This window comes from Kitasatospora sp. NPDC059648 (assembly GCF_042734825.1).
Classification (GTDB): Bacteria; Actinomycetota; Actinomycetes; order Streptomycetales; family Streptomycetaceae; genus Kitasatospora.
In genome coordinates this window covers 19,044-42,581 of sequence record NZ_JBHWDU010000073.1, presented here as the reverse complement: position 1 = coordinate 42,581, position 23,538 = coordinate 19,044, and the positions used below count along the sequence as shown (strand labels likewise).

23 protein-coding genes are annotated in these 23,538 nt (G+C 71.9%); 2 read left to right on the top strand and 21 right to left on the bottom strand.

The annotated features are described in order from the left end of the window. From ACFV1W_RS31110 to ACFV1W_RS31080, 7 genes are all read right to left on the bottom strand, one after another. Positions 1 to 453 (bottom strand): AAA family ATPase (locus ACFV1W_RS31110; RefSeq protein ID WP_380420594.1); only part of this gene is annotated, 453 nt, incomplete at its 3' end. 28 nt (positions 454 to 481) lie between these two features. After that, a complete protein-coding gene (locus ACFV1W_RS31105; protein ID WP_380420593.1) occupies positions 482 to 1,102 on the bottom strand; it encodes a hypothetical protein in 621 nt (206 codons plus the stop codon). 72 nt (positions 1,103 to 1,174) lie between these two features. Beyond that, positions 1,175 to 1,993: a polyphosphate kinase 2 gene (gene ppk2 / locus ACFV1W_RS31100; RefSeq protein ID WP_380420592.1), complete on the bottom strand. Its 819-nt coding sequence runs from the start codon at positions 1,991 to 1,993 to the stop codon at positions 1,175 to 1,177. Positions 1,994 to 2,101: 108 nt separating this feature from the next. Beyond that, positions 2,102 to 2,620, bottom strand: a complete 519-nt coding sequence (locus tag ACFV1W_RS31095) for a GNAT family N-acetyltransferase (protein ID WP_380420591.1) — start codon at positions 2,618 to 2,620, stop codon at positions 2,102 to 2,104. A gap of 93 nt (positions 2,621 to 2,713) precedes the next feature. Next, positions 2,714 to 4,519, bottom strand: coding sequence for an aspartate--tRNA ligase (aspS, locus tag ACFV1W_RS31090; RefSeq protein ID WP_380420590.1), 1,806 nt, complete (start codon positions 4,517 to 4,519; stop codon positions 2,714 to 2,716). Beyond that, positions 4,516 to 5,778 (bottom strand): histidine--tRNA ligase, encoded by a 1,263-nt coding sequence (hisS, locus tag ACFV1W_RS31085; RefSeq protein WP_380420589.1) that lies wholly within the window; start codon positions 5,776 to 5,778, stop codon positions 4,516 to 4,518. Before hisS ends, aspS begins: the two co-directional genes overlap by 4 nt. A gap of 11 nt (positions 5,779 to 5,789) precedes the next feature. Then, the gene (locus ACFV1W_RS31080; protein ID WP_380420588.1) at positions 5,790 to 6,497 is read right to left on the bottom strand and encodes an MBL fold metallo-hydrolase; all 708 of its coding nucleotides are present in this window, start codon (positions 6,495 to 6,497) and stop codon (positions 5,790 to 5,792) included. Positions 6,498 to 6,734: 237 nt separating this feature from the next. On the opposite strand from ACFV1W_RS31080, the gene ACFV1W_RS31075 reads away from it, so the two are divergent. Together ACFV1W_RS31075 and ACFV1W_RS31070 are read left to right on the top strand one after the other, a co-directional pair. Further along, positions 6,735 to 7,583 carry a peptidylprolyl isomerase gene (locus tag ACFV1W_RS31075; RefSeq protein ID WP_380420587.1) on the top strand — a complete coding sequence of 283 codons (849 nt, stop codon included), beginning with the start codon at positions 6,735 to 6,737 and terminating at the stop codon, positions 7,581 to 7,583. A 264-nt stretch (positions 7,584 to 7,847) separates the two neighbouring features. After that, entirely contained in the window at positions 7,848 to 9,077 is a 1,230-nt protein-coding gene (locus ACFV1W_RS31070) for a DUF349 domain-containing protein (RefSeq protein ID WP_380420586.1), read from the top strand. Positions 9,078 to 9,147: 70 nt separating this feature from the next. Here ACFV1W_RS31070 and ACFV1W_RS31065 read toward each other — a convergent pair whose 3' ends face one another. From ACFV1W_RS31065 to ACFV1W_RS31000, 14 genes are all read right to left on the bottom strand, one after another. Next, positions 9,148 to 11,589 (bottom strand): RelA/SpoT family protein, encoded by a 2,442-nt coding sequence (locus ACFV1W_RS31065; protein ID WP_380420585.1) that lies wholly within the window; start codon positions 11,587 to 11,589, stop codon positions 9,148 to 9,150. A 193-nt stretch (positions 11,590 to 11,782) separates the two neighbouring features. Further along, positions 11,783 to 12,337 carry an adenine phosphoribosyltransferase gene (locus ACFV1W_RS31060; protein WP_380420596.1) on the bottom strand — a complete coding sequence of 185 codons (555 nt, stop codon included), beginning with the start codon at positions 12,335 to 12,337 and terminating at the stop codon, positions 11,783 to 11,785. Between the two features lie 22 nt (positions 12,338 to 12,359). After that, positions 12,360 to 13,457, bottom strand: a complete 1,098-nt coding sequence (gene secF, locus ACFV1W_RS31055) for a protein translocase subunit SecF (protein ID WP_380420584.1) — start codon at positions 13,455 to 13,457, stop codon at positions 12,360 to 12,362. A gap of 4 nt (positions 13,458 to 13,461) precedes the next feature. Next, entirely contained in the window at positions 13,462 to 15,309 is a 1,848-nt protein-coding gene (secD, locus tag ACFV1W_RS31050) for a protein translocase subunit SecD (RefSeq protein ID WP_380420583.1), read from the bottom strand. 147 nt (positions 15,310 to 15,456) lie between these two features. Further along, on the bottom strand, positions 15,457 to 15,867 hold the full coding sequence (gene yajC / locus ACFV1W_RS31045) for a preprotein translocase subunit YajC (protein WP_380420582.1): 411 nt from the start codon (positions 15,865 to 15,867) through the stop codon (positions 15,457 to 15,459). Between the two features lie 260 nt (positions 15,868 to 16,127). Beyond that, positions 16,128 to 17,195 carry a Holliday junction branch migration DNA helicase RuvB gene (ruvB, locus tag ACFV1W_RS31040; RefSeq protein ID WP_380420581.1) on the bottom strand — a complete coding sequence of 356 codons (1,068 nt, stop codon included), beginning with the start codon at positions 17,193 to 17,195 and terminating at the stop codon, positions 16,128 to 16,130. Positions 17,196 to 17,308: 113 nt separating this feature from the next. Continuing rightward, positions 17,309 to 17,920 carry a Holliday junction branch migration protein RuvA gene (ruvA, locus tag ACFV1W_RS31035; protein WP_380420580.1) on the bottom strand — a complete coding sequence of 204 codons (612 nt, stop codon included), beginning with the start codon at positions 17,918 to 17,920 and terminating at the stop codon, positions 17,309 to 17,311. After that, on the bottom strand, positions 17,917 to 18,489 hold the full coding sequence (gene ruvC / locus ACFV1W_RS31030) for a crossover junction endodeoxyribonuclease RuvC (RefSeq protein WP_380420579.1): 573 nt from the start codon (positions 18,487 to 18,489) through the stop codon (positions 17,917 to 17,919). The genes ruvA and ruvC overlap by 4 nt, the downstream gene beginning before the upstream one ends. A gap of 162 nt (positions 18,490 to 18,651) precedes the next feature. Then, complete coding sequence (locus ACFV1W_RS31025) at positions 18,652 to 19,410, bottom strand: YebC/PmpR family DNA-binding transcriptional regulator (protein ID WP_030286352.1); 759 nt, start codon at positions 19,408 to 19,410, stop codon at positions 18,652 to 18,654. 90 nt (positions 19,411 to 19,500) lie between these two features. Beyond that, on the bottom strand, positions 19,501 to 20,118 hold the full coding sequence (gene pdxT, locus ACFV1W_RS31020; RefSeq protein ID WP_380420578.1) for a pyridoxal 5'-phosphate synthase glutaminase subunit PdxT: 618 nt from the start codon (positions 20,116 to 20,118) through the stop codon (positions 19,501 to 19,503). 95 nt (positions 20,119 to 20,213) lie between these two features. Then, a complete protein-coding gene (gene pdxS / locus ACFV1W_RS31015; protein WP_030286348.1) occupies positions 20,214 to 21,125 on the bottom strand; it encodes a pyridoxal 5'-phosphate synthase lyase subunit PdxS in 912 nt (303 codons plus the stop codon). A 128-nt stretch (positions 21,126 to 21,253) separates the two neighbouring features. Then, complete coding sequence (locus ACFV1W_RS31010; RefSeq protein ID WP_360208869.1) at positions 21,254 to 21,799, bottom strand: hypothetical protein; 546 nt, start codon at positions 21,797 to 21,799, stop codon at positions 21,254 to 21,256. Between the two features lie 58 nt (positions 21,800 to 21,857). Further along, the gene (locus ACFV1W_RS31005) at positions 21,858 to 22,220 is read right to left on the bottom strand and encodes a 5-carboxymethyl-2-hydroxymuconate Delta-isomerase (RefSeq protein ID WP_380420577.1); all 363 of its coding nucleotides are present in this window, start codon (positions 22,218 to 22,220) and stop codon (positions 21,858 to 21,860) included. Positions 22,221 to 22,305: 85 nt separating this feature from the next. Next, positions 22,306 to 23,475, bottom strand: coding sequence for a glycosyltransferase family 4 protein (locus ACFV1W_RS31000; RefSeq protein ID WP_380420576.1), 1,170 nt, complete (start codon positions 23,473 to 23,475; stop codon positions 22,306 to 22,308). Between the last annotated feature and the right edge of the window lie 63 nt (positions 23,476 to 23,538).

Below are 23,538 nucleotides of genomic sequence, written 5' to 3'. Positions count from 1 at the left end.
GATCAGGGTGACCCAGCGGTTCTCGACGGCCGGCAGCAGCGAGTCCTGCTGGGCCTTGGAGAATCGGTGGATCTCGTCCAGGAAGAGCACCGTCTCGCGGCCGGACATGCCGACCGCCCGCCGGGCGCCGTCGATCACCGCCCGCACCTCCTTGACCCCGGCGGTGATCGCGGACAGCTCGACGAAGCGGCCCTCGACGGCCTGGCTGATCACGTGCGCGAGGGTGGTCTTCCCGGTGCCGGGCGGCCCCCAGAGGATCACCGAGCTGGTGGCCGCCGGACCGCGCGAGTTCGCCACCAGGCGCCGCAGCGGCGAGCCGGGCTTCAACAGCTGCCGCTGCCCGGCCACCTCGTCCAGGGTGCGCGGGCGCATCCGTACGGCCAGCGGCGCCCGGCCGGGTTCCCTGCTCTGGCGTTCCTCGGCGGCGGCGGTGAAGAGGTCCGGTTCGTCCACACCGGAAGCCTAGTTCAGCCCACCGACGCTACTGCCCGGGATGCGCGGGGCGGTCCAGGAGCACCACGTCGAACTCCTCCAGCGACCGCAGGGTGCCGCCCAGCGCGGTCAGCGCCTGCGCCCGGGCGTCGGCCGTCGGGCCCCGCGAGGCCTCGAAGCCCTCCTGGTCCGCGTAGATCGCTCCCACGGCCAGCCGGCCGGTCGAGCGGTCGGCCAGCATCGCGGCCGTCACGAACCCGGCTCCCTGCTCCAGCACCGGCAGCACCCGGTCCCGGAAGACCCCGGCGGCCTCGTCCGCCCTGGCCGGGTCGACCTCGCTGCGCGTCAGCCGGAACCCGCCGCCGGGTCCCGCTTCGCCGGGCGGGGCCGTCACCAGGGCCTCCCAGACGTCGACGGTCACGGTGCCGCCCAGCGGGGACAGCAGCTCGCCGCGCCGCTGCGCAAGCGCCGCGTCGCTGTCGCGCTCGGCCTCGGCGGACCCCCACCACGAGCTCATCGTGATCTTGCCGAGGGCCCGGTCGGCGAACAGCCCGTAGCCGCGGTACCCGGGCCGGCCGGTGAGCAGCACGAGGGCCTCGGTGCGGAACCTGTCGAGGGTCTGCTCGATCCGGTCCGGGTGACCGGTCGCGTAGACGGTACGGACGAACATGAGCGCGCCTCCTGTGGCCGCCCGGGCGCCACGCGGGGCCGTCCTGGGAGCAGCGCCCGGCCGTGGCCCCGTCTACTCCAGTCTCGCAGCGTGGTCCGGAACGTACTTCTGCAGGTCGCGCGGGGGCCGCTGGTAGCCGCGCGGAGACGGGCGGGGCGGCAGCTCGATCCGGGGCGGGGCGACCTCGTGGTACGGCACGGAGGAGAGCAGGTGGGCGATCATGTTGATCCGGGCCCGCCGCTTGTCGTCGCTCTCCACCACGTGCCAGGGCGACTGCGGGACGTCGGTGTAGACGAACATCTCGTCCTTGGCCCGCGAGTAGTCCTCCCAGTGGGTGATCGACTCCACGTCCATCGGAGAGAGCTTCCAGCGCTTCATCGGGTCCTCCAGCCGGTCCCGGAACCGCTGCTCCTGCTCGGTGTCGCTCACCGAGAACCAGTACTTGCGCAGCAGGATGCCCGCCTCGACCAGCATCTCCTCGAAGGTCGGGCACTGGTGCAGGAACTGCCAGTACTCCTCGTCGGTGCAGAAGCCCATCACCCGCTCGACCCCGGCCCGGTTGTACCAGCTGCGGTCGAACAGGACGATCTCCCCGGCCGCCGGCAGGTGCTCGACGTACCGCTGGAAGTACCACTGGGTCTTCTGCCGCTCGGTCGGGGTGGGCAGCGCCGCGACCCGGGCGATGCGCGGGTTCAGGTACTCCGTCACCCGCTTGATCGCCCCGCCCTTGCCGGCCGCGTCCCGCCCCTCGAAGACCACCACCAGGCGGGCGCCCTCGACCCGCACCCACTCCTGGAGCTTCACCAGCTCCTGCTGCAGCCGCAGCAGCTCCCGCTCGTACGGCTTCTTCGCCAGTCGTGCCGGCTTCGCGGTCCGCTGCTTCCCGGCCACCTCGGGTCCTCCGTCCGACTGCTGCTGATGACCCTTCACCGTAGGCGCTGAACGGTGGCCCCGCAGGTCGGAGCGGGAGGAACGGCCGGAACGGGAGGAACGGCCCGACTACACGGCGACGAAGGGCTCCGGATAGCGGCACAGCCCGCGCGGGCCGCCGTCGTAGCCCGCCAGCGGCAGCACCTGGAAGTACGCGTCCGGCACCTCGAAGGGGCCGGTGACCTCGTGCCGCCCGGCCGGGAGGAAGCCGAACCGCCCGTAGTACTCCGGGTCGCCGAGCACCACCACCAGCTTCTCCCCCGCCTCCTCGGCGGCCGACAGCGCGGCCCGGACGACGAGTTCGCCGACGCCCCGGCGCTGCCACTCGGGCGCGACCGCGACCGGCCCGAGCGCCAGCGCGTCACCGGTGCCGCCGCCGTCGCCGACCCGCAGCCGGGTCAGCAGGGCGTGCCCGACCACCAGCCCCGCGTCGTCCACCGCGACCAGCGACAGCCCGGGCAGCCAGGCGGGATCGCGCCGCAGCGCGTCCACCAGGTCCGCCTCGTCCGGCCCGGGGAACGCGGCCATGTGGACGCGCCTGGTCGCCGGGGCGTCCTCCGGACATTCGACTCTCGTGGTGATCTGCACGAGTCAACCCTCCCTGTGTCGCACGACGTTGTGGACCGGCCCCGGACGGAGGACCGTCCGGGGCCGTTGCAGGTTAGCGCGGATGACGGGGCGTCAGCCCTTCGGCTGCGCCTCGGACTTGGCGTCCTCACGGACCTTCGGCTGGGCGTCCACGCCGGCCTCCCGGCGCTGCGCCGGGGTGATCGGGGTCGGCGCGCCGGTCAGCGGGTCACCACCGGTGGACGTCTTCGGGAAGGCGATGACGTCGCGGATGGTGTCGTAGCCGCCGAGCAGCGTGACGATCCGGTCCAGGCCGAAGGCGACCCCGCCGTGCGGCGGCGGGCCGTAGTTGAAGGCGTCCAGCAGGAAGCCGAACTGCGAGGCCGCCTCCTCCTCGGAGAGGCCGATCGCGTCGAACGCCCGCTTCTGGACGTCCCGCTGGTGGATACGGATCGAACCGCCGCCCAGCTCCGAGCCGTTGAGGACCAGGTCGTAGGCGTTGGACAGGGCCGAGCCCGGGTCGGTGTCGAAGCTGTCCAGCGACTCCGGGGTCGGGGCGGTGAAGGGGTGGTGCACCGCGTGCCAGCCCTGGAACTGGCCCTTGTCGTCCTCGATCGGCTCGAACATCGGGAAGTCGACGACCCAGAGGAAGGCCCACTTGGACTCGTCGATCAGCCCGCAGCGGCGGCCGATCTCCAGGCGGGCGGCGCCCAGCAGCTCCTGCGAGGCGCGCTCCTTGCCCGCCGCGAAGAAGACCGCGTCGCCGTTCCTGGCGCCGACCGCGGCGGCGAGGCCCGCCAGGTGCTCCTCGGAGAGGTTCTTGGCGACCGGGCCGCGCAGCTCGCCGGTCTCGGCGTCGATCAGCACGTAGGCCAGGCCCTTGGCGCCGCGCGCCTTGGCCCAGTCCTGCCAGGCGTCCAGCTGCTTGCGCGGCTGCGAGGCGCCGCCCGGCATGACCACGGCACCGACGTACGGGGCCTGGAAGACACGGAACTCGGTGCCCTTGAAGTACTCGGTGAGGTCGACGAGTTCCTGGCCGAAGCGGACGTCCGGCTTGTCCGAGCCGTAGCGGCCCATGGCGTCCGCGTAGGTCATCCGCGGCAGCGGGTTGGGGATCTCGTAGCCGTGGACCTCGCGCCAGATGGCGCCGACGATCTTCTCGCCGAGGGCCAGGATGTCCTCCTGGTCGACGAAGGAGGCCTCGATGTCCAGCTGGGTGAACTCCGGCTGCCGGTCGGCGCGGAAGTCCTCGTCGCGGAAGCAGCGGGCGATCTGGTAGTAGCGCTCCATGCCGGCCACCATCAGCAGCTGCTTGAACAGCTGGGGCGACTGCGGCAGCGCGTACCAGTGGCCGGGCTGCAGGCGGACCGGGACGAGGAAGTCGCGGGCGCCCTCGGGGGTGGAGCGGGTGAGGTACGGCGTCTCGATGTCGAGGAAGTCGTTCTCCTCCATCACCCGGCGGATGATGTTGTTGACCTTGGAGCGCAGCCGCAGGCCCTTGGCCGGGCCCTCGCGGCGCAGGTCCAGGTAGCGGTAGCGCAGACGGACCTCCTCGTTGACCGTGCCGGGCTCGTACTCGGCGACCGGGAACGGCAGCGGGGCGGCCTCGGAGAGCACCTCGATGTCGCTGACGACGACCTCGACGGCACCGGTCGGGATGTCCGGGTTCTCGTTGCCCTCGGGGCGGACCCGGACGTCGCCGACGACCTTGACGCAGTACTCGGCGCGCAGCTCGTGGACTGATTCGCCGTCGGCGTTGAGGGCGTCGCGGACCACGATCTGCACGGTGCCGGAGGCGTCGCGCAGGTCGATGAAGGCGACGCCGCCGTGGTCGCGGCGGCGGGCGACCCAGCCGGCCAGGGTGACGGTGGTGCCTGCGTGCTCCGGGCGGAGCGTGCCCGCGTCGTGCGTGCGGATCACAGCTGCTTCTCCTTCAGGGTGGTGACGAGTTCGTCGAGGGCGACGGGGGTCTGCTCTCCGGTGCTCATGTCCTTGAGCTGGACGACGCCCTCGGCGAGGTCCCGGTCACCGGCGATCAGGGCGAAGCGGGCGCCGGACCGGTCGGCGGACTTCATGGCGTTCTTGATGCTCTTGACGCCGAAGGCGAGGTCGGTGGCCACGCCGGCCCGGCGCAGCTCGACCACCTTGGCGAACAGGACGTTCTTGGCCTCCTCGCCGAGCGCGACGGCGTAGACGGCGGTGGCGGCCGGCAGGTCGAGGTCGACCCCCTCGGCCTCCAGTGCCAGGTACGTGCGGTCCACGCCGAGCGCCCAGCCGACCGACGGCAGCGCCGGGCCGCCGATCATCTCGGACAGGCCGTCGTAGCGGCCGCCGCCGCCGATCGCGGACTGGGCGCCGAGGCCGTTGTGCACGAACTCGAAGGTGGTGCGGGTGTAGTAGTCCAGGCCGCGGACCAGCTTCGGGTCGTCGACGAAGGCCACGCCGTTGGCGGTGAGCAGCTCGCGCACCTTCTCGTCGTACGCCTTGCACTCCTCGCACAGGAAGTCGCGCAGCATCGGGGCGTCGACCAGCTGCTCCTGCACCGACTCGCGCTTGTCGTCCAGGACGCGCAGCGGGTTGATCTCGGCGCGGCGGCGGGTGTCCTCGTCCAGGTCCAGGCCGGAGAGGAACTCGATCAGGGCGGCGCGGTAGACCGGGCGGCACTGCTTGTCGCCGAGGCTGTTGAGCAGCAGCGAGTAGTCGCTCAGGCCCAGCGAGCGGAAGGCGTCGTCGGCCATGATGATCAGCTCGGCGTCCAGCGCCGGGTCCTCGGCGCCGATCGCCTCGGCGCCGACCTGGGAGAACTGGCGGTAGCGGCCCTTCTGGGCGCGCTCGTAGCGGTAGTACGAGCCGGAGTACCAGAGCTTGACCGGCAGGTTGCCCTGCTTGTGCAGGTTGGCCTGGAGCGCGGCGCGCAGCACCGAGGCGGTGCCCTCCGGGCGCAGCGCGAGTTCGTCGCCGCCCTTGGTGGTGAGGGTGTACATCTCCTTGGAGACGATGTCGGTGGACTCGCCGACGCCGCGCGAGAACAGCTTCACGTCCTCGAAGACCGGGGTCTCGACGTAGCCGTAACCGGCCCGGCGGGCGGGCGCGGCGATGCGCTCGCGGATCGCCAGGAAGGTCGCGGAGCTGGGGGGCAGCAGGTCGTAGGTGCCCTTGGGGGCGGTGAAGGTGCTCAACTTCTCTTCCGTCACATTCCTCGTCGCGGGAAAGCCGGGGCGCCGGCCGCCCCCGCTGCCTGTCGGAGGTAGGGGTTGGTGGCGCGCTCGCGGCCGATGGTGGTCTGACCGCCGTGGCCGGAGAGGACCACGGTGGAGTCGTCGAGGGGCAGGCACACCCGGGCCAGCGAGCGCATGATCGCTTCGCCGTCCCCGCCCGGGAGGTCGGTACGCCCGATGGAGCCGGCGAACAGCAGGTCGCCCGAGAAGAGCACCGGGGGGAGGTCCTCGGCGCCGGGCGTCCGGAAGGTCACCGACCCCCCGGTATGGCCCGGGGCGTGGTCCACGGTGAGCCTCAGGCCGGCCAGCTCCAGCACGCTGCCGTCGGTGAGCTCGCGCACGTCGTCGGGCTCGCCGACGGTGAGTTCGCCCATCAGCTGGGTTCCCAGGGAGCGGCCGATCGCCTTCTCCGGATCGGACATCATGTACCGGTCCTCGGGGTGGATCCAGGCCGGCACGCCGCGTGCGCCGCAGACCGGGACCACCGAGGCGACGTGGTCGATGTGGCCGTGGGTGAGCAGCACGGCGACGGGCTTGAGCCGGTGCTCCCGGACGAGCTCCTCGACACCGCGGGCGGCCTGGTGGCCGGGATCGACGATGACGCACTCCTCGCCCGCCGCCGGCGCGACCAGGTAGCAGTTGGTGCCCCAGGCTCCAGCGGGGAATCCGGCGATGAACACGCGCGTCCTTCGGTTGTGTGCGGCGGGGGGCTGCGGTGGCTACCAGTAGTGATGACGTAAGGGAAGCCTACCGGCGGTCCGGGTCCGGTTGCGAACCAGATACGCGGTGTCCGGCTCGGCCGGCCGACGCGTTCACCGTGTTCTTAGGGCCCGGTCCCTACACTTGGCCGCCGATGGATGCGATGATCCGCTCCGGAACCATCCACTTTTCCCGCACATGCTCAGGAGACACGGCCGGTGGTCAGCAGCGAACAGCGGCGGCGGCAGCTCGCCCGCGAGAAGTACGAGCGCCAGATGCAGCGCCGCGCCGAGGCGGCGGCCGCCCGCAGGCGCCGCAACACGATCCTGGGCGCCTCGCTCGCGGTCGTGGTGCTGGCCGGCGGCGGCACCCTGTTCGCGACCGGCGCGTTCAGCTCGGACGACAAGGACAGGACCACCTCGGCCGCCGCCACCCCCCAGGCCGCGCCGACCGGCACCGCGGCCCCGACGGCCGCGCCGACCCGCAAGCCGGTCGAGGGCTGCGCCGCCCCGGCGCCGGGCTCGCCCAACGGCAAGCAGTTCAAGGCCGAGCCGGCCATGTCGGTCGACCAGAACGCCTCGTACACCATGGCGCTGGACACCAACTGCGGGAAGGTCACCGTCGCGCTGGACGCGGCCAAGGCCCCGCACACCGTGAACTCGTTCAACTTCCTGGCGGGCGAGCAGTTCTTCGACCACACCAAGTGCCACCGCCTGACCACCGACGGCATCTTCGTGCTCCAGTGCGGCGACCCGACCGCCAGCGCGACCGTGCCGGGCGGCACGGGCGGCCCCGGCTACAAGTTCGCGGACGAGAACCTGACCGGCGCTACCTACCCGGCGGGCACCGTGGCGATGGCCAACTCCGGCCCGGGGACCAACGGGAGCCAGTTCTTCCTGGTCTACAAGGACACCCAGCTCCCGCCGAACTACACCCCCTTCGGCAAGATCACCAGCGGCCTGGACGTGGTCCAGAAGATCGCCGCCGCGGGCACCCTGGAGGGCGGCACGGACGGCCACCCGATGGCCGACGTCACCTTCAACTCGGTTACGGTGGCCAAGGGTTGACCGAATCCGGGGCCGTCGGCGGCGGGCGCGCGAGGCGCCCCCGCCCGGCCCCGGACCGAAATCGCCCGGCCCGGATGCGGACAGCACCGGGCCTGGTCGCCTATGTTGGCGTTGTATAGGGTGCCCGCACCCGCCTGGCCGTCACCCTCGGCAGCAGGACGCGGCGGACGGGGACGGCGGACTCATCGGTCCGCCGCACATCAACTGTGGACGACGGTCGCGCGCCGCCCCGGCGCGGGCGCGACGTCATGTGGAGGACGCGCTATGAGCAGCGACCCGTGGGGCCGTGTGGACGAGCAGGGCACGGTGTACGTCAGGACGGCCGACGGCGAACGCGTGGTCGGTTCCTGGCAGGCCGGCTCGCCCGAGGAGGCCCTCGCCTACTTCGAGCGCAAGTACCAGGGCATCGAGGTGGAGATCGGCCTGCTGGAGAAGCGGGTGCGCACCACCGACCTGGCCGCCAAGGACGCCCAGACCGCGCTGGAGCACCTCCGCGCGCAGGTGACCGAGGGGCACGCGGTGGGCGACCTGGACGCGCTGGCCAAGCGGCTGGACGCGCTCGCCGGTGAGATCGAGAGCCGGCGGGAGGAGCGCAAGGCCGCCCGCGCCAAGGCCCAGGACGAGACCCGCGCCGCCAAGGAGGCCCTGGTCTCCGAGGCGGAGCAGCTCGCCGAGTCCACCCAGTGGCGGGAGGCCGGGGACCGGCTGCGCGCCCTGGTGGACACCTGGAAGGGCCTGCCTCGGCTGGACCGCAAGAGCGACGACGAGCTGTGGCACCGCTTCTCGCACGCCCGCTCGGTCTTCTCCAAGCACCGCAAGGCGCACTTCGCGACGCTGGACGCCGAGCGCGAGCAGGCCCGGCAGACCAAGGAGGCGCTGGTCTCCGAGGCCGAGGCGCTGTCCTCGTCCACCGACTGGGGCAGCACCGCGGCCGCCTACCGCGACCTGATGGCGCGCTGGAAGGCCGCCGGCCGGGCTCAGCGGGACGTCGAGGACGAGCTGTGGGCGCGGTTCCGCGGCGCGCAGGACGTCTTCTTCCAGGCCCGTTCCGCGGTGTTCAGCGAGCGGGACGCCGAGCAGGTGGAGAACCAGAAGCTCAAGGAGGCGCTGGCCACCGAAGCCGAGGCGATCCTGCCGATCACCGACCTCAAGGCCGCCAAGGCCGCGCTGCGCGAGATCAACGAGCGCTGGGAGGCCATCGGCCACGTGCCGCGCGACGCCCGTCCGAAGCTGGACGGCCGGCTGAACGCGGTCGAGCGGGCCATCCGCGAGGCCGAGGACGCCGAGTGGAAGCGCTCCAACCCGGAGGCCAAGGCCCGCGCGGCCGGCATGGTGGGCCTGTTCCAGGCGAAGGCCGACAAGATCCAGGCCGACCTGGACAAGGCCCGCGCGGCCGGCAACGCCGGCAAGGCCGCCAAGCTGGAGTCCGAGCTGGCCGGTGTGCGGACCCTGCTGGAGCAGGCGCACAGGAGCCAGGAGGAGTTCAGCGGCTGATCCCGAGCCGTGGAACGGCGAAGGCCCCCGGGGCGATCGGGTCGCCCCGGGGGCCTTCCTCATGCCGCGGTCACTTGCGGGCCGAGGTGACCCGGTAGACGTCGTAGACGCCCTCGACGCCGCGCACCGCCTTGAGCACGTGGCCGAGGTGCTTCGGGTCGCCCATCTCGAAGGTGAAGCGGCTCATCGCCACCCGGTCCCGGGACGTCTGGACCGCCGCCGACAGGATGTTGACGTGCTGGTCGGAGAGGACCCGGGTGACGTCCGAGAGCAACCGGGAGCGGTCCAGCGCCTCGACCTGGATGGCCACCAGGAACACCGAGGACTGGGTGGCCGCCCACTCGACGTCGATCATGCGCTCGGGCTGCTGGCTCAGCGCCTCGACGTTGACGCAGTCGGCGCGGTGCACCGAGACGCCGTTGCCGCGGGTGACGAAGCCGACGATCGGGTCGCCCGGCACCGGGGTGCAGCAGCGGGACAGCTTGACCCAGACGTCCTCGACGCCCTTGACGATCACGCCCGGGTCGCCCTTGGCCCGGCGGCGCACCGCCCGGCGGTTGTCGTGGGTCGGGGTGGCCGTCTCGGCGAGGTCCTCGGTGGCGCCCTCCTCGCCGCCGAGCGCCTGGACCAGCTTCTGGACGATGTTCTGCGCGGCCACGTGGCCCTCGCCGATGGCGGCGTAGAGCGAGGAGATGTCGGGGTAGCGCATCTCGTGGGCCAGGGTGACCAGCGAGTCGCCGGTCAGGATCCGCTGGATCGGCAGCCCCTGCTTGCGCATCGCCCGGACGATCGCCTCCTTGCCGTGCTCGATCGCCTCCTCGCGGCGCTCCTTGGAGAACCAGGCGCGGATCTTGTTGCGGGCGCGCGGGGACTTGACGAAGCCCAGCCAGTCCCGGGAGGGGCCGGCGTTCTCCGCCTTGGAGGTGAACACCTCGACGGTGTCGCCGTTCTCCAGGGTCGACTCCAGCGGCACCAGCCGCCCGTTGACCCGGGCGCCTATCGTCCGGTAGCCGACCTCCGTGTGCACCGCGAACGCGAAGTCGACCGGAGTGGCACCGGCCGGCAGCGCTATCACGTCGCCCTTGGGGGTGAAGACGAAGACCTCGTTGCTGGCCAGGTCGAAGCGCAGGGACTCCAGGAACTCGCCCGGGTCGGCGGTCTCCTTCTGCCAGTCCAGCAGCTGCCGCAGCCAGGCCATCTCGTTGACGGCGCCGGCCTTGTCGTCCTTGCGCACCTGGGTCGGGGTGTCGGTGCGGACCTTGGACGCCCCGGCGACCGCGCGCTGCTTGTACTTCCAGTGCGCGGCGATGCCGTACTCGGCCCGCCGGTGCATGTCGAAGGTGCGGATCTGGAGTTCGACGGGCTTGCCGCCGGGACCGATCACCGTGGTGTGCAGCGACTGGTACATGTTGAACTTGGGCATCGCGATGTAGTCCTTGAACCGCCCAGGCACCGGGTTCCACCGCGCGTGGATGGTGCCCAGCGCCGCGTAGCAGTCGCGGACGGTGTCGACCAGGACCCGGATGCCCACCAGGTCGTAGATCTCGGCGAAGTCCCGGCCCCGGACGATCATCTTCTGGTAGACCGAGTAGTAGTGCTTCGGCCGGCCGGTGACGGAGGCGGTGATCCGTGCGCCGCGCAGGTCCGCCTGGACCTGGTCGATGACGGTCGCCAGGTACTCGTCCCGCTTGGGGGCACGCTCGGCGACCAGCCGGACGATCTCGTCGTACATCTTGGGGTAGAGGATCGCGAAGGCGAGGTCCTCCAGCTCCCACTTGATGGTGTTCATGCCCAGCCGGTGCGCCAGCGGGGCGTAGATCTCCAGCGTCTCGCGGGCTTTCTTCTCCTGCTTCTCCCGCTTGAGGTAGCGCATGGTGCGCATGTTGTGCAGGCGGTCGGCCAGCTTGATCACCAGGACCCGCGGGTCCTTGGCCATCGCCACGACCATCTTGCGGACGGTCTCGGCCTGCGCGGCCTCGCCGAACTTGACCCGGTCCAGCTTGGTGACGCCGTCGACAAGCAGGGCCACCGAGTCGCCGAAGTCCTTGCGCAGGGTCTCCAGGCCGTAGTCGGTGTCCTCGACGGTGTCGTGCAGCAGCCCGGCCATCAGCGTCGGGGCGTCCATGCCGAGTTCGGCCAGGATGGTGGCGACGGCCAGCGGGTGGGTGATGTACGGGTCGCCGCTCTTGCGCTTCTGCCCGCGGTGCCACTTCTCGGCGACGGCGTAGGCGCGCTCGATGTCGCGCAGCAGCGCCGGATCGGCCTTGGGGTCGTTCGCCCGGATCGAGCGGAACAGCGGCTCCAGGACGGGGTTCAGCACGCTGGCGCGCTGGCCTCCCAGGCGGGCCAGCCGGGCGCGCATGCCGCCGCCGGAGCCGGAGCCGCGGCCGAGCGGGGCGGAGGGACGCGAGGAGGTCGGCGTCGGACGTGCCGGGGTGGCCCCCGAGGGCGTGGGACGGTCTTCGGGGGCGGCCGCTGCGGCCGTGGGCACAACCTCGTCGGGCAAGGACACTCCTCGGGGCACCGGGGCCGACCCCTGCCGGGCCCGTGACGTCCGGGCACAACCGGGAGGGGATGAATCTTCATGGTACCGAGCCGGCGGCCCGGTGTTCATCCGGCCGGGCCCGGAAACGGAAGGACGGCGGTCGGATGATCCGACCGCCGTCCTTCGAGCCCGTTGCGGAGCCCGTTGCGGAGCCCGTCCCTCAGACGGTGACCAGCGTCTCCAGCGGGGCGCCGTCCAGGTGCCCGGCCAGCCGCTCGCGGCCGTCCAGGAAGCCCAGCTCCATCAGCACCACGACGCCCGCCAGCTCGGCTCCGGCCTCCTTGACCAGGTCCAGCGAGGCACCGATGGTGCCGCCGGTGGCCAGCACGTCGTCCACCACCAGCACCCGCTCACCGGGCGCGAAGGCGTCGCACTGCACCTCCAGCGTCGCCGAGCCGTACTCCAGCTCGTACGAGCGCCGGAACACCTCGCCGGGCAGCTTGCCCTGCTTGCGGATCGGCACGAAGCCGAGCCCGGCCGCGAAGGCCGCGGGGGCCGCCAGCACGAAGCCGCGCGCCTCCAGGCCCACCACCTTGGTCGCCCCGAGCGCCTTCGCCCGGTCCGCCAGCGCCCGGGTGAGGGCGCCGAAGGCCTCGGCGTCGGCGAGCAGCGGCGCGATGTCCTTGAACAGCACACCCGGCTTCGGGTAGTCCGGGACGTCCCGGATCCGGCTGTTCAGCAGCTCGGCCAGTGGGGTGTCGACGGTGGTCACGATGGTGGATTCCTTCGGTTCGGGTTCAGCGCTTGGTGGACGGACGGCCCTTGGCACGCGTGGTGCCGGCCGACCGGCCGCGCTGACCGACCATACCCGCAGGCTGGTCCTCGTCCGCGACCTCGTCCGCGAGCACCTCGCCCGCGGCCTCCGCCTTGGCGGCCGCGGCCCGGTGCTGCAGGACGCGCTTGCGCAGCGCCTTCATCTCCGGCTGCTCCTCCTTGAGCTGCGCCAGCAGCGGGGTGGCGACGCAGATCGAGGAGTAGGCACCGGCCGCGAGGCCGATGAACAGCGCGAGCGAGATGTCGTTCAGGGTGCCGGCGCCCAGGATGCCGCCGCCGATGAACAGCAGCGCGGCGACCGGCAGCAGCGCCACCACGGTGGTGTTGAGCGAGCGCACCAGGGTCTGGTTGAGGCCCGCGTTGGCCGCCTCGCTGTAGGTGCGCTTGTTCTGCTTGGTGATCCCCTTGGTGTTCTCCTTCACGGTGTCGAAGACGACGACCGTGTCGTAGAGCGAGTACCCGAGGATGGTCAGGAAGCCGATCACCGTACCGGGGGTGACCTCGAAGCCCACCAGGGCGTAGACGCCGATGGTGATCAGGAGGTCGTGGATCAGGGCGACCAGGGCGGCCACCGCCATCCGCCACTCGAAGGCGATCGCCAGGTAGACCGTCACCAGGACCATGAAGATGATCAGGCCGGTGATCGCCTTGTCGGAGATCTGCTTGCCCCAGCTGGGGCCGATGACCTGGGCCTCGACGGTGTCCAGCGGCACGCCGATCTTCTCGGCGAGCTGGGAGCGGACCTCGTCGGAGCTCTTCGGCTCGTCGGTGCTGACCTGGATGCGGATCTTGTTGTTGTCGGTCGACTGCACCAGCGGGTGCGAGGAGGTGACCTGGTCGGCCTTCTCCTGCGCCTGCGAGACCGTCAGGCCCGGCTTGGTCACGGTGTAGACCGAGCCGCCCTTGAACTCGATGCCCAGGTGCAGGCCCATGGCCAGGCCGATCGCCGCGACCAGCACGATCACACCGGAGATGGAGTACCAGAGCTTACGGCGCCCGACGAAGTCGAAGCTGACCTCGCCCTGGTAGAGCCGGTGGCCCAGATTGGAGAAGCGTGACACGGTGTCAGGCCTCCTTCACGGCGGCAGAGGAGGGGCTACGGCGACGGCTGCTGCGCAGCGGCGGGCGGGCGCCCAGCCGCTTGGGGTCCAGGCCGGACCACGGGTGGCCGTCGGAGAAGAACTTGCGCCGGGCCAGCAGCGTGATGAGCGGCTTGGTGAAGAGGAAGATCACCACGACGTCGAGCGCGGTGGTCAGACCCAGGGTGAACGCGAAGCCCTGGACCTTGCCGACCGACACCACGTAGAGCACCGCGGCACAGAGGAAGGACACGAAGTCCGAGACCAGGATGGTGCGCCGGGCCCGCGGCCAGGCTCGCTGGACCGCCGGGCGCAGCGGGGCGCCCTCGCGGACCTCGTCGCGGATGCGCTCGAAGTACACGATGAAGGAGTCGGCGGTGATGCCGATCGCGACGATCGCGCCGCAGACCGCCGGCAGGTTCAGCGCGAAGCCGATCCCGCCGCCGAGCAGGCTCATGATCGAGTAGGTCAGGATCGCCGAGACGATCAGACCGGCGATCGAGACCAGGCCGAGGCCGCGGTAGTAGACCAGCGAGTAGGCGACGACCAGCAGCATACCGATCGCGCCCGCGACCAGACCGGCCTTGAGCTGGTCACTGCCCAGCGCCGGGGAGACGGTGGTGATGTCGCTCTTGGCGAACTCCAGCGGCAGGGCGCCGTAGCTCAGCACGTTGGACAGGTCCTGCGCCTCCGCCTGGCTGAAGCGGCCGGTGATGACGGCGCTGCCGCCCGGGATCGGGCCGTTGACCTGAGGGTGCGAGACGACCTGGTTGTCCAGCACGATGGCGAACTGGTTGGTCGGCGGGGTCTGGGTGGCCAGCTGGCCGGTGACCTTGGCGAAGGCGTCGGTGCCGGTGCCGTTGAACTGCAGCTGCACCTGCCAGCCGGCACCGGTCTGGGTGTCCAGGCTCGGCTGGGCCTTCGAGACGTCCGAGCCCTTCACGGCCGCGGGGCCGAGGGCCAGCTTCTCGTAGTAGCCGTTCTCGGGCTTCTGTGAGCAGGCGACCATGGCCTTGTCGTCGGCGCCGGTCTGCGCCGCGCGGACCTCGGGCTTGGAGCAGTCGAGGTTCGCGAAGGCGGCCTGCAGCTCCGGCGGGACGGTGCCCTGGGTCATCGCGGCGCTCAGGTCGGCGGCGCTCGGCTGGGTGGCCTGGGCGCTCGGGGTGCCGGAGGCGGACGGGGCGGCCGAACCGGAGGCGGACGGGGCGGTGCTCGCGCCCGTGGCGGCGGCCGACGGGCTGGCGGCCTCGGCGGCCAGCGCCTCACCGACGGAGCGGCCCTGCTTGGTGGCGCTCGCGGAGGCGCTCGGCGCGTGGCTGGCGGAGGAGCTCGCGCCGGCCGAGGCCGAGGCCGACGGGGCGGCGCTGCCCGAGGGGGCGGCGCTCGGGCTGCCGGAGGCGCCGGCGGACGGGGTGCCGGTGGGCGCGGGCGCGGTGATGCCGCTGGGCGCCACGGCCAGGACCGGACGGAAGAACAGCTTCGCGGTGGTACCGACCTGGTCCGCCGCGTTCTGCCGGTCGCCGCCCTTGGGGATGTTCACGATGATCGTGTCCGAGCCCTGGGTCTGGACCTCCGCCTCGGAGACACCCATTCCGTTGACCCGGCGCTCGATGATCCCGGTGGCGATGTCCATGTTGGACTTGTTGACCGCCTTGGGATCGGTCGACTTCGCGGTCAGCGTGATGCTGGTGCCGCCGGCGAGGTCGATACCGAGCCGGGGCTTGGTGTTGCCCGTCCCGAACATGAGGGCGACCAGTCCGACGGTGACGACCAGGATGAGGGCCAGCGCCCGCCCTGGGTAGCCGTCGCGCGGGCGCGACTTGGGTGTTGCCACCTTGCTCGTTTCTCCCTGTCCATGCCACCTCCCCGACCGGACCCCCGTCCGGCTCGTGGCGGGACGGGGGCATGGCGGTTCTGCGGCCCTGAGGTCCTGTGGGCTCGCGGCACTGCGCCGCGCGGACGGGCGGGTTGCCCGCCCGTACTACTTGCTCGCGGGAGCCCCGCCCTCGGCGTCGCCCTTCTCGGCGCTGTCCTTGGTCAGCGACAGCGGCTTGTCCTCGGCCGGCGCGGCCTCGGCGACGTCCTCGGCCTCCGGCTCGGACAGCTCGTCGTCCTCGGGGCGACCGTTGATGATCGCGTCGTACTCCTGGGGTTCCAGGACGGCCGCGACGGCACTCTTCGTGAAGTGGGTGACCACGCCGGGAGCGATCTCCAGCTCGACGGTCTCGTCGTTGACCGCCTTCACCTGGGCGTACAGGCCGCCGATGGTGCGCACCCCCGCCCCGGGCTCCAGCGCCGTCTGCATCTGCTGCATCTGCGACTGGCGCTTCTTCTGCGACCGGAACATGAGCACGATCGCGATGATCGGGAGGAGAAGGATGATGAGGTTCACTGCAGCCAGGGTCCTTTACGGGCCGCCGGCCGGCGGCCTGTGTGGTATGGGTCGGCCCGTCAGGTGAGAGGGGCGGTCCGGCGGAGTCTAGGCGACCCCGAACTGATCGGACAACGCCAAGCATCGCATCCTGCCGCCGAAAGTGGCGACCCTCCGCCTGCACGGTTTCCCCGGACTTCCGCCCCGGCGCCTCCAAGGGGCGCGGCACCGGGCCGGGCGGGGAACCGGAGGCCATCTCTCACCCGTTCGGCCCAGGCCGGTCAGCTTCCGTCCGCCGGGAACAGCTCCGGCTGGGGCGGCACGCTGCCGCGAGTGGTCTGTACCGGCGGGGTCATCCCCAGGTGCTGCCAGGCGGCGGCGGTGGCGATCCGCCCGCGCGGGGTACGGGCGAGCAGGCCCTCGCGGACCAGGAAGGGCTCCGCCACCTCCTCGACCGTCTCGGCCTCCTCCCCCACGGCGACCGCGAGTGTCGACAGACCGACCGGCCCGCCGCCGAACAGCCGCAGCAGGGCGTCCAGCACCGCGCGGTCCAGCCGGTCCAGTCCGCGGGCGTCCACCTCGTAGACGTCCAGCGCCTGGCCGGCGATCTCGGCGGTGACCACGCCGTCGTGCCGGACCTGCGCGTAGTCGCGGACCCGGCGCAGCAGCCGGTTGGCGATGCGCGGGGTGCCGCGCGAGCGCCCTGCGATCTCGGCCGCGCCCGCCGGGTCTATCTCCACGTCCAGCAGCGTGGCCGAGCGGTGCACCACCCGCTGCAGCTCGGCCGGGGCGTAGAACTCCATGTGCCCGGTGAAGCCGAAGCGGTCGCGCAGCGGCGGCGGCAGCAGGCCGGCCCGGGTGGTGGCACCGACCAGGGTGAAGGGCGGCAGCTCCAGCGGGATGGCGGTGGCGCCCGGGCCCTTGCCGACGATCACGTCGACCCGGTAGTCCTCCATCGCCATGTAGAGCATCTCCTCGGCCGGCCGGGACATCCGGTGGATCTCGTCGAGGAAGAGCACCTCGCCCTCGGTGAGCGAGGAGAGGATCGCCGCGAGGTCCCCCGCGTGCTGGATGGCCGGGCCGGAGGTGATCCGGATCGGGGCGCCCAGCTCGGCGGCGATGATCATGGACAGGGTGGTCTTGCCCAGCCCGGGCGGGCCGCTCAGCAGCACGTGGTCGGGCGCGCTGCCGCGCTTGCGCGCCGCCTGGAGGACCAGGGACAGCTGCTCTCGCACCCGCTCCTGGCCGATGAACTCGTCCAGCAGCTTGGGGCGCAGCGCGGCCTCCACCGCCTGGTCCTCGCCGTCGGCGGCGGCCGTGACCAGCCGGTCAGCGGGTTCCTCGTACATCCTCGCGGGCTCCAGGGGGTGTCGGCGGTGGCAGCGGTGTCGACCGTATCGACGGAGTCGACCGCATCCACGGTGTCGACGGTGTCGACAAACGGACAGATCGTCAGATGGGTTCAGCGGGCGCGGTTCAGGCCGCGCAGGGCGAGCCTGAGCAGCCCGCCGACGTCCGGCGTCTGCTGCGCCTCCGCCTCCGGGGTGACGGCCGCGACCGCCTCGTCCGCCTCGCGCGGGGCGTAGCCGAGGCCGGTCAGCGCGGAGTGCAGCTGCTCGCTCCACGGCGCCGGGCCGCTCGCGACCGGTTTCTGCGCGGGCACCGCGCCGTGCGGCGCGCCCAGCTTGTCCTTGTACTCCAGCAGCAGCTTGGCCGCCTTCGCCTTGCCGATGCCCGGCACCGCGACCAGCGCCTTCTCGTCCCCGTTCGCCACCGCGGCGCGCAGCGCGTCGGGGCCGTGCACGCCGAGGATCGCCTGGGCCAGCTTGGGGCCGACGCCCGGCGCGGCCTGGAGGATCTCGAACACCACCCGCTCGTCGTCGTCGGCGAAGCCGAACAGGGTCAGCGAGTCCTCCCGGACCACCAGCGAGGTCGCCAGCCGGGCCGGCTCCCCCAGACGCAGGCCGGCCAGGGTGTTCGGGGTGCACTGGACGGCCATGCCGACCCCGCCCACCTCGACCACCGCGACTCCGGAGGCGATGGCCGCCACGGGCCCTTGCACGAAGGCGATCACCGGACAGTGCCTTTCACAGGAGCGGTGCCTTTCGGGGAACTGGTTTCCAGGGGGGAGGTGCGGGCGGCCTGGACGGCGGCCTGCAGCCGGTTGGTGGCCCCGCCGCGCCAGATGTGGCAGATCGCCAGCGCCAGCGCGTCGGCGGCGTCGGCGGGCTTGGGCGGGGCGCCCAGCCGCAGCAGGCGCTGCACCATGGCCGTGACCTGGGCCTTGTCCGCCCGCCCGGAGCCGGTGACGGCAGCCTTGACCTCGCTGGGGGTGTGCAGGGTGACGGGGATGCCGCGCCGGGTGGCGCAGAGCATCGCGACCGCGCTCGCCTGGGCCGTGCCCATCACCGTCCGCACGTTGTGCTGGGCGAAGACCCGCTCGACCGCCACCAGGTCGGGCCGGTGCTCGTCCAGCCAGCTCTCCAGGCCCTGTTCGACCAGCAGCAACCGCTGCCCGATCTCGGCCTCGGCCGGCGTGCGCACCACGCCCACCCCGGCCATCCGCAGCGGCCGCCCGGGCGCCCCCTCGACCACCCCGACCCCGCACCTGGTCAGCCCCGGGTCCACGCCCAGCACCCGCACGTCACGCCCCGCCTCTCTGCGACTCTCGCCCCAAGGCGAACGACCTGCGAAGGCTATCGCCCGGGTACGACAACCCCGCGGACGACACCGGCCCGGCGGTCCTGGGACCACCGGGCCGGGCAGTGAGAACGGTCACTCGCCGTCGATCGACCGATGCCGTGGCTACTCGGCGTCGAGCTGCGCACCGACCTCGTCGGGGATGTCGAAGTTCGCGAAGACGTTCTGCACGTCGTCGCTGTCCTCCAGCGCGTCGATCAGCTTGAGGATCTTGCGGGCGCCGTCGACGTCCAGCTCGACCTGCATGCTCGGGAGGAAGTTGGCCTCGGCCGAGTCGTAGTCGACGCCGGCGTCGACCAGCGCGGTGCGCACGTCGACCATCTTGGAGGCCTCGGAGACGATCTCGAAGGAGTCGCCGAGGTCGTTGATCTCCTCGGGGTCCTGGTCGAGGACGATCTCGAACAGCTTGTCCTCGTCCACGCCGTCCGCCTTGGGGACGATCACGACGCCCTTGCGGGTGAACAGGTAGGACACCGAGCCCGGGTCGGCCATCGAGCCGCCGTTGCGGGTCATCGCGACGCGCACGTCGGAGGCCGCGCGGTTGCGGTTGTCGGTGAGGCACTCGATCAGGACGGCGACGCCGTTCGGGCCGTAGCCCTCGTACATGATGGTCTGGTAGTCGGCGCCGCCGGCCTCCAGACCGCCACCGCGCTTGACGGCGCGGTTGATGTTGTCGATCGGGACCGAGCTCTTCTTCGCCTTCTGGATGGCGTCGTAGAGGGTCGGGTTGCCCGCCGGGTCGGGACCGCCGGTGCGCGCCGCCACCTCGATGTTCTTGATCATCTTGGCGAAGAGCTTGCCGCGCTTGGCGTCGATCACGGCCTTCTTGTGCTTGGTGGTAGCCCACTTAGAGTGGCCGGACATCGCCAGCTCCTTTACGTCGCCAAAGGGAAATGAAACAGATGAGATCTTACCGGTGTCGTCACCGGTGGGGCACACACGGCCACGAGGGCCCTACTCGGCGGCGAGGTGCTCCTCGACCATCTTCACGAAGTAGGCGTGCACCCGGTGGTCGCCGGTGAGCTCCGGGTGGAACGAGGTGGCCAGCAGGTTGCCCTGACGCACGGCCACGATCCGGCTCTCCGGCCCGTCGGCGCCGGGCAGTTCGGCCAGCACCTCGACACCCGCGCCGACCGACTCGACCCAGGGGGCGCGGATGAAGACGCCGTGCACCGGCGCGTCGTCCAGGCCCTTGAAGGCGATCCCGGACTCGAAGGACTCGTTCTGGCGCCCGAAGGCGTTGCGGCGCACGGTCATGTCGATGCCGCCGACGGTCTCCTGGTCCTCCCGGCCGTCGAGGATCTTGTCGGCCAGCATGATCATGCCCGCGCAGGTGCCGTACACCGGCATCCCGGCGGCGACCCGCTCGCGGACCGGGTCCATCACGCCGAACAGCAGCGCCAGCTTGGACATGGTGGTGGACTCCCCGCCGGGGATCACCAGCGCGTCGACCTCCGCCAGCTCCTCGGCGCGGCGCACCGGACGGGCGAGCGCGTCGGCCTCGGCCAGCGCCACCAGGTGCTCACGGACGTCGCCCTGCAGGGCGAGGACGCCGATGACGGGAGTGCTCACGGTCTTCAACCTCAATCGATCGTTACTACGGGCGTACGCGGCGCGGCCCGCCGCACACCGAAGCGCTGCGGCGGGCCGGCGAGGAGGGGGAGCGATTACCAGCCGCGGTTGGCGTAGCGCTCGGTCTCCGGCAGGGTGTCGCAGTTGATGCCGACCATGGCCTCGCCCAGGTTGCGGGAGGCGTCCGCGATGATCTTCGGGTCGTCGAAGAAGGTGGTGGCCTTCACGATGGCGGCGGCACGCTTGGCCGGGTCGCCCGACTTGAAGATGCCGGAGCCGACGAAGACGCCCTCGGCGCCCAGCTGGCGCATCAGCGCGGCGTCGGCCGGGGTGGCCACGCCACCGGCGGAGAACAGCACGACCGGCAGCTTGCCGAGCTCGGCGACCTCCTTGACCAGCTCGTACGGGGCGCGCAGCTCCTTGGCGGCGGCGTACAGCTCGTTGTGGTCCAGCGCGCGCAGGTGGCCGATCTCGTTCTTGATCTGGCGCAGGTGGCGGACGGCCTCGACGACGTTGCCGGTGCCGGCCTCGCCCTTCGAGCGGATCATGGCCGCGCCCTCGGCGATGCGGCGCAGGGCCTCGCCCAGGTTGGTGGCACCGCAGACGAAGGGGGTGGTGAAGGCCCACTTGTCCGAGTGGTTGACCTCGTCGGCCGGGGTCAGCACCTCGGACTCGTCGATGTAGTCGACACCGAGCGACTGCAGGACCTGGGCCTCGACGAAGTGACCGATGCGCGACTTGGCCATCACCGGGATGGAGACCGCCTCGATGATCTCCTCGATCATGTTCGGGTCGGACATGCGAGCCACGCCGCCGTCCTTGCGGATGTCGGCCGGAACCCGCTCCAGGGCCATGACGGCCACCGCGCCGGCGTCCTCGGCGATCTTCGCCTGCTCGGCGTTGACCACGTCCATGATCACACCGCCCTTGAGCTGCTCGGCCATGCCGCGCTTGACCCGGGCGGTACCGATCTGCGGCTGGTCTGCGGTGGTGGGGGTGGTGGACACGTGAGACCTCACTCGAAGATGAACCAGTGCTATCGCCCTATGGTAGGCGGAACGGGTGGCCCAATGATGTGCCACCAAGTCCAGCCCGGACGACGGGATGCGACAAACGGGCCGTATCCGGAGACAGCCTAGGCTGGCGCCCCCTCCGGCGTGAGGGCGGGCGGTGGAGCGTCGTCCATCTCGAAGGCCATCGGGAAAGGCGCCTTGCCCGCCAGCCGGAAGTACCGCACCAGCCGGTGCTCCCGCACCGCCCGCGCCGCCCGCACCGCGTCGTTGTGGAACCGGCGGGCCATCGGCACCCGGCGCACCGCGGCCGTCAGATCACGGACCGCGTCCTCGCCACCCGGCTCGGCCACCAGCGCCGCCACCTGCTCCGGCTCCTCCAGCACCGCCCGCAGCGCCAGGCTCAGCTGGCTCTCCGCCACCTCGCGCTGCTCGTCCTCGGCCTGCCGGGCCGCGTGCGCCGCGTCCAGCAGCAGCAGCGAGGCCGCCGGGTCCAGCAGCGAGGAGGTCGCCAGCTCCATCGCCACCGAGGCCCGGCGGACCAACTGCGCGTCCAGCGCCGCGCGCGCCGCGTCGATCCGGGCGTGCAGCCGGTCCAGTCGCCCGGCCGTCCAACTGAGGTACATCCCGAACAGCACCACGGCCACGCCGGCCCAGATCCAGGTAGTCACGGGCCGCTACGTTACCGGGTGTCACCGGCGCCTCCGCCCGGCGTCAGCCCCGGGGGGCTCAGGCCGTGGCGTGGCGGTAGCTCTCCCGGTCGATGTCCTCGATGTTCACCGCCGTGAACAGCCGGCCCCCCGGCAGCGGGGCGACGTGCTCGGCCAGCAGGGCGACGACGCCCTCGCTCAGCGCCGCCTTCGCCTCCGGCGTACGGCCCGGGAAGATCTGGAACTCGACGTACACCTGGGCGTCGCCCTCCGGCCCGGTGCTGCCGACCACCAGCTCCTCGCTCTGCCGGAACAGCGTCTTGCAGGACTCCGGCTTCGCGTCGATGGTCTCCTCGGCCAGCCGGTTGATCGCCAGGCCCAGCGCCCGGCGGTCGAAGGTCCCGGCCAGGCTGGACGAGTAGTCGACGGAGATCTGCGGCATCGTTTCCCCCATGGGTCACAGTGGTGCGGTCGGCCCGACCATAACGCCGCTGACGCCCGCCCCGGTCCCCGGGACCGGCCCGCGCTCAGTCCCTCGCGCGCCGCCCGCTGCGCACGTCCTCCTCGACCACCGCCGCGGCCCCGGCCGTCACCGTCTCGTACACCGCCAGGATGTCCGCGCCGACCGTCGACCAGTCGAAGCGCCGCACGTGCCGCGAAGCCGCCTTGCTCAGCTCCCGCAGCCGCGCCGGATCCCCCAGCAGCCGCAGCGCCGTACGGGCCAGCGCGTCCGCGTCCTCCACCGGGAACAGCTCCCCGGCGTCCCCGCCGTCCAGCACCTGCTTGAACGCGTCCAGGTCGCTCGCCAGCACCGGCGCGCCCGCCGACATCGCCTCCACCAGGATGATCCCGAAGCTCTCGCCCCCGGTGTTCGGCGCCACGTACAGGTCCACGCTGCGCAGCAGCCGGGCCTTGTCCCGGTCCGAGACCATGCCCAGGAACTCCACCTGCGCGCGGACCTCGGGCGGCAGGCCGGCCACGGCCTCCTCCTCGTCACCCTTGCCCGCCACCAGCAGCCGCACCCCCGGCCGCTCGGCCAGGATCCTCGGCAGCGCCGCCAGCAGCGTCGGCAGGCCCTTGCGCGGCTCGTTGATCCGGCCGATGAAGCCGATCGTGCCCGGCTCCCCCGCCGCCGCACCCCCGGTCCAGCGCTGGTCCGGCTCGGCCCCCGCGAAGAACCCGACGTCCACCCCGTTCGGGATCACCACCGCGTCCCCGCCCAGGTGCTCCACCAGGGTGCGCCGGGCGTACTCCGACACCGCTATCCGGGCCCGCATCTTCTCCAGCCCGGGCTGCAGGATCGGCGAGGCCGCGATCATCGCCCGCGAACGCGGGTTCGAGGTGTGGAAGGTGCCCACCATCGGCCCGGTCGCCGACCAGGCCGCCAGCATCGACAGGCTCGGCGAGGCCGGCTCGTGCACGTGGAGGATGTCGAAGCGCCCCTCGCGCAGCCACCGCCGCACCCGCGCCGCCGACAGGATGCCGAAGCTCAGCCGCGCCACCGACCCGTTGTACGGCACCGCCACCGCCCGCCCCGCCGAGACCACGTACGGCGGCAGCGCCTCGTCGTCCTCGGCCGGCGCCAGCACCGAGACCGCGTGGCCCAGACCGATCAGGTGCTCGGCGAGGTCCCGGATGTGGAACTGCACCCCGCCGGGGACGTCCCAGTCGTACGGGCAGACGATGCCGATCTTCACGGGTTCCTCAAGCTCCTTCGGGCAGTCGTACGGGCCGGGCTGGGGAGTGTCCTGCGGACCACG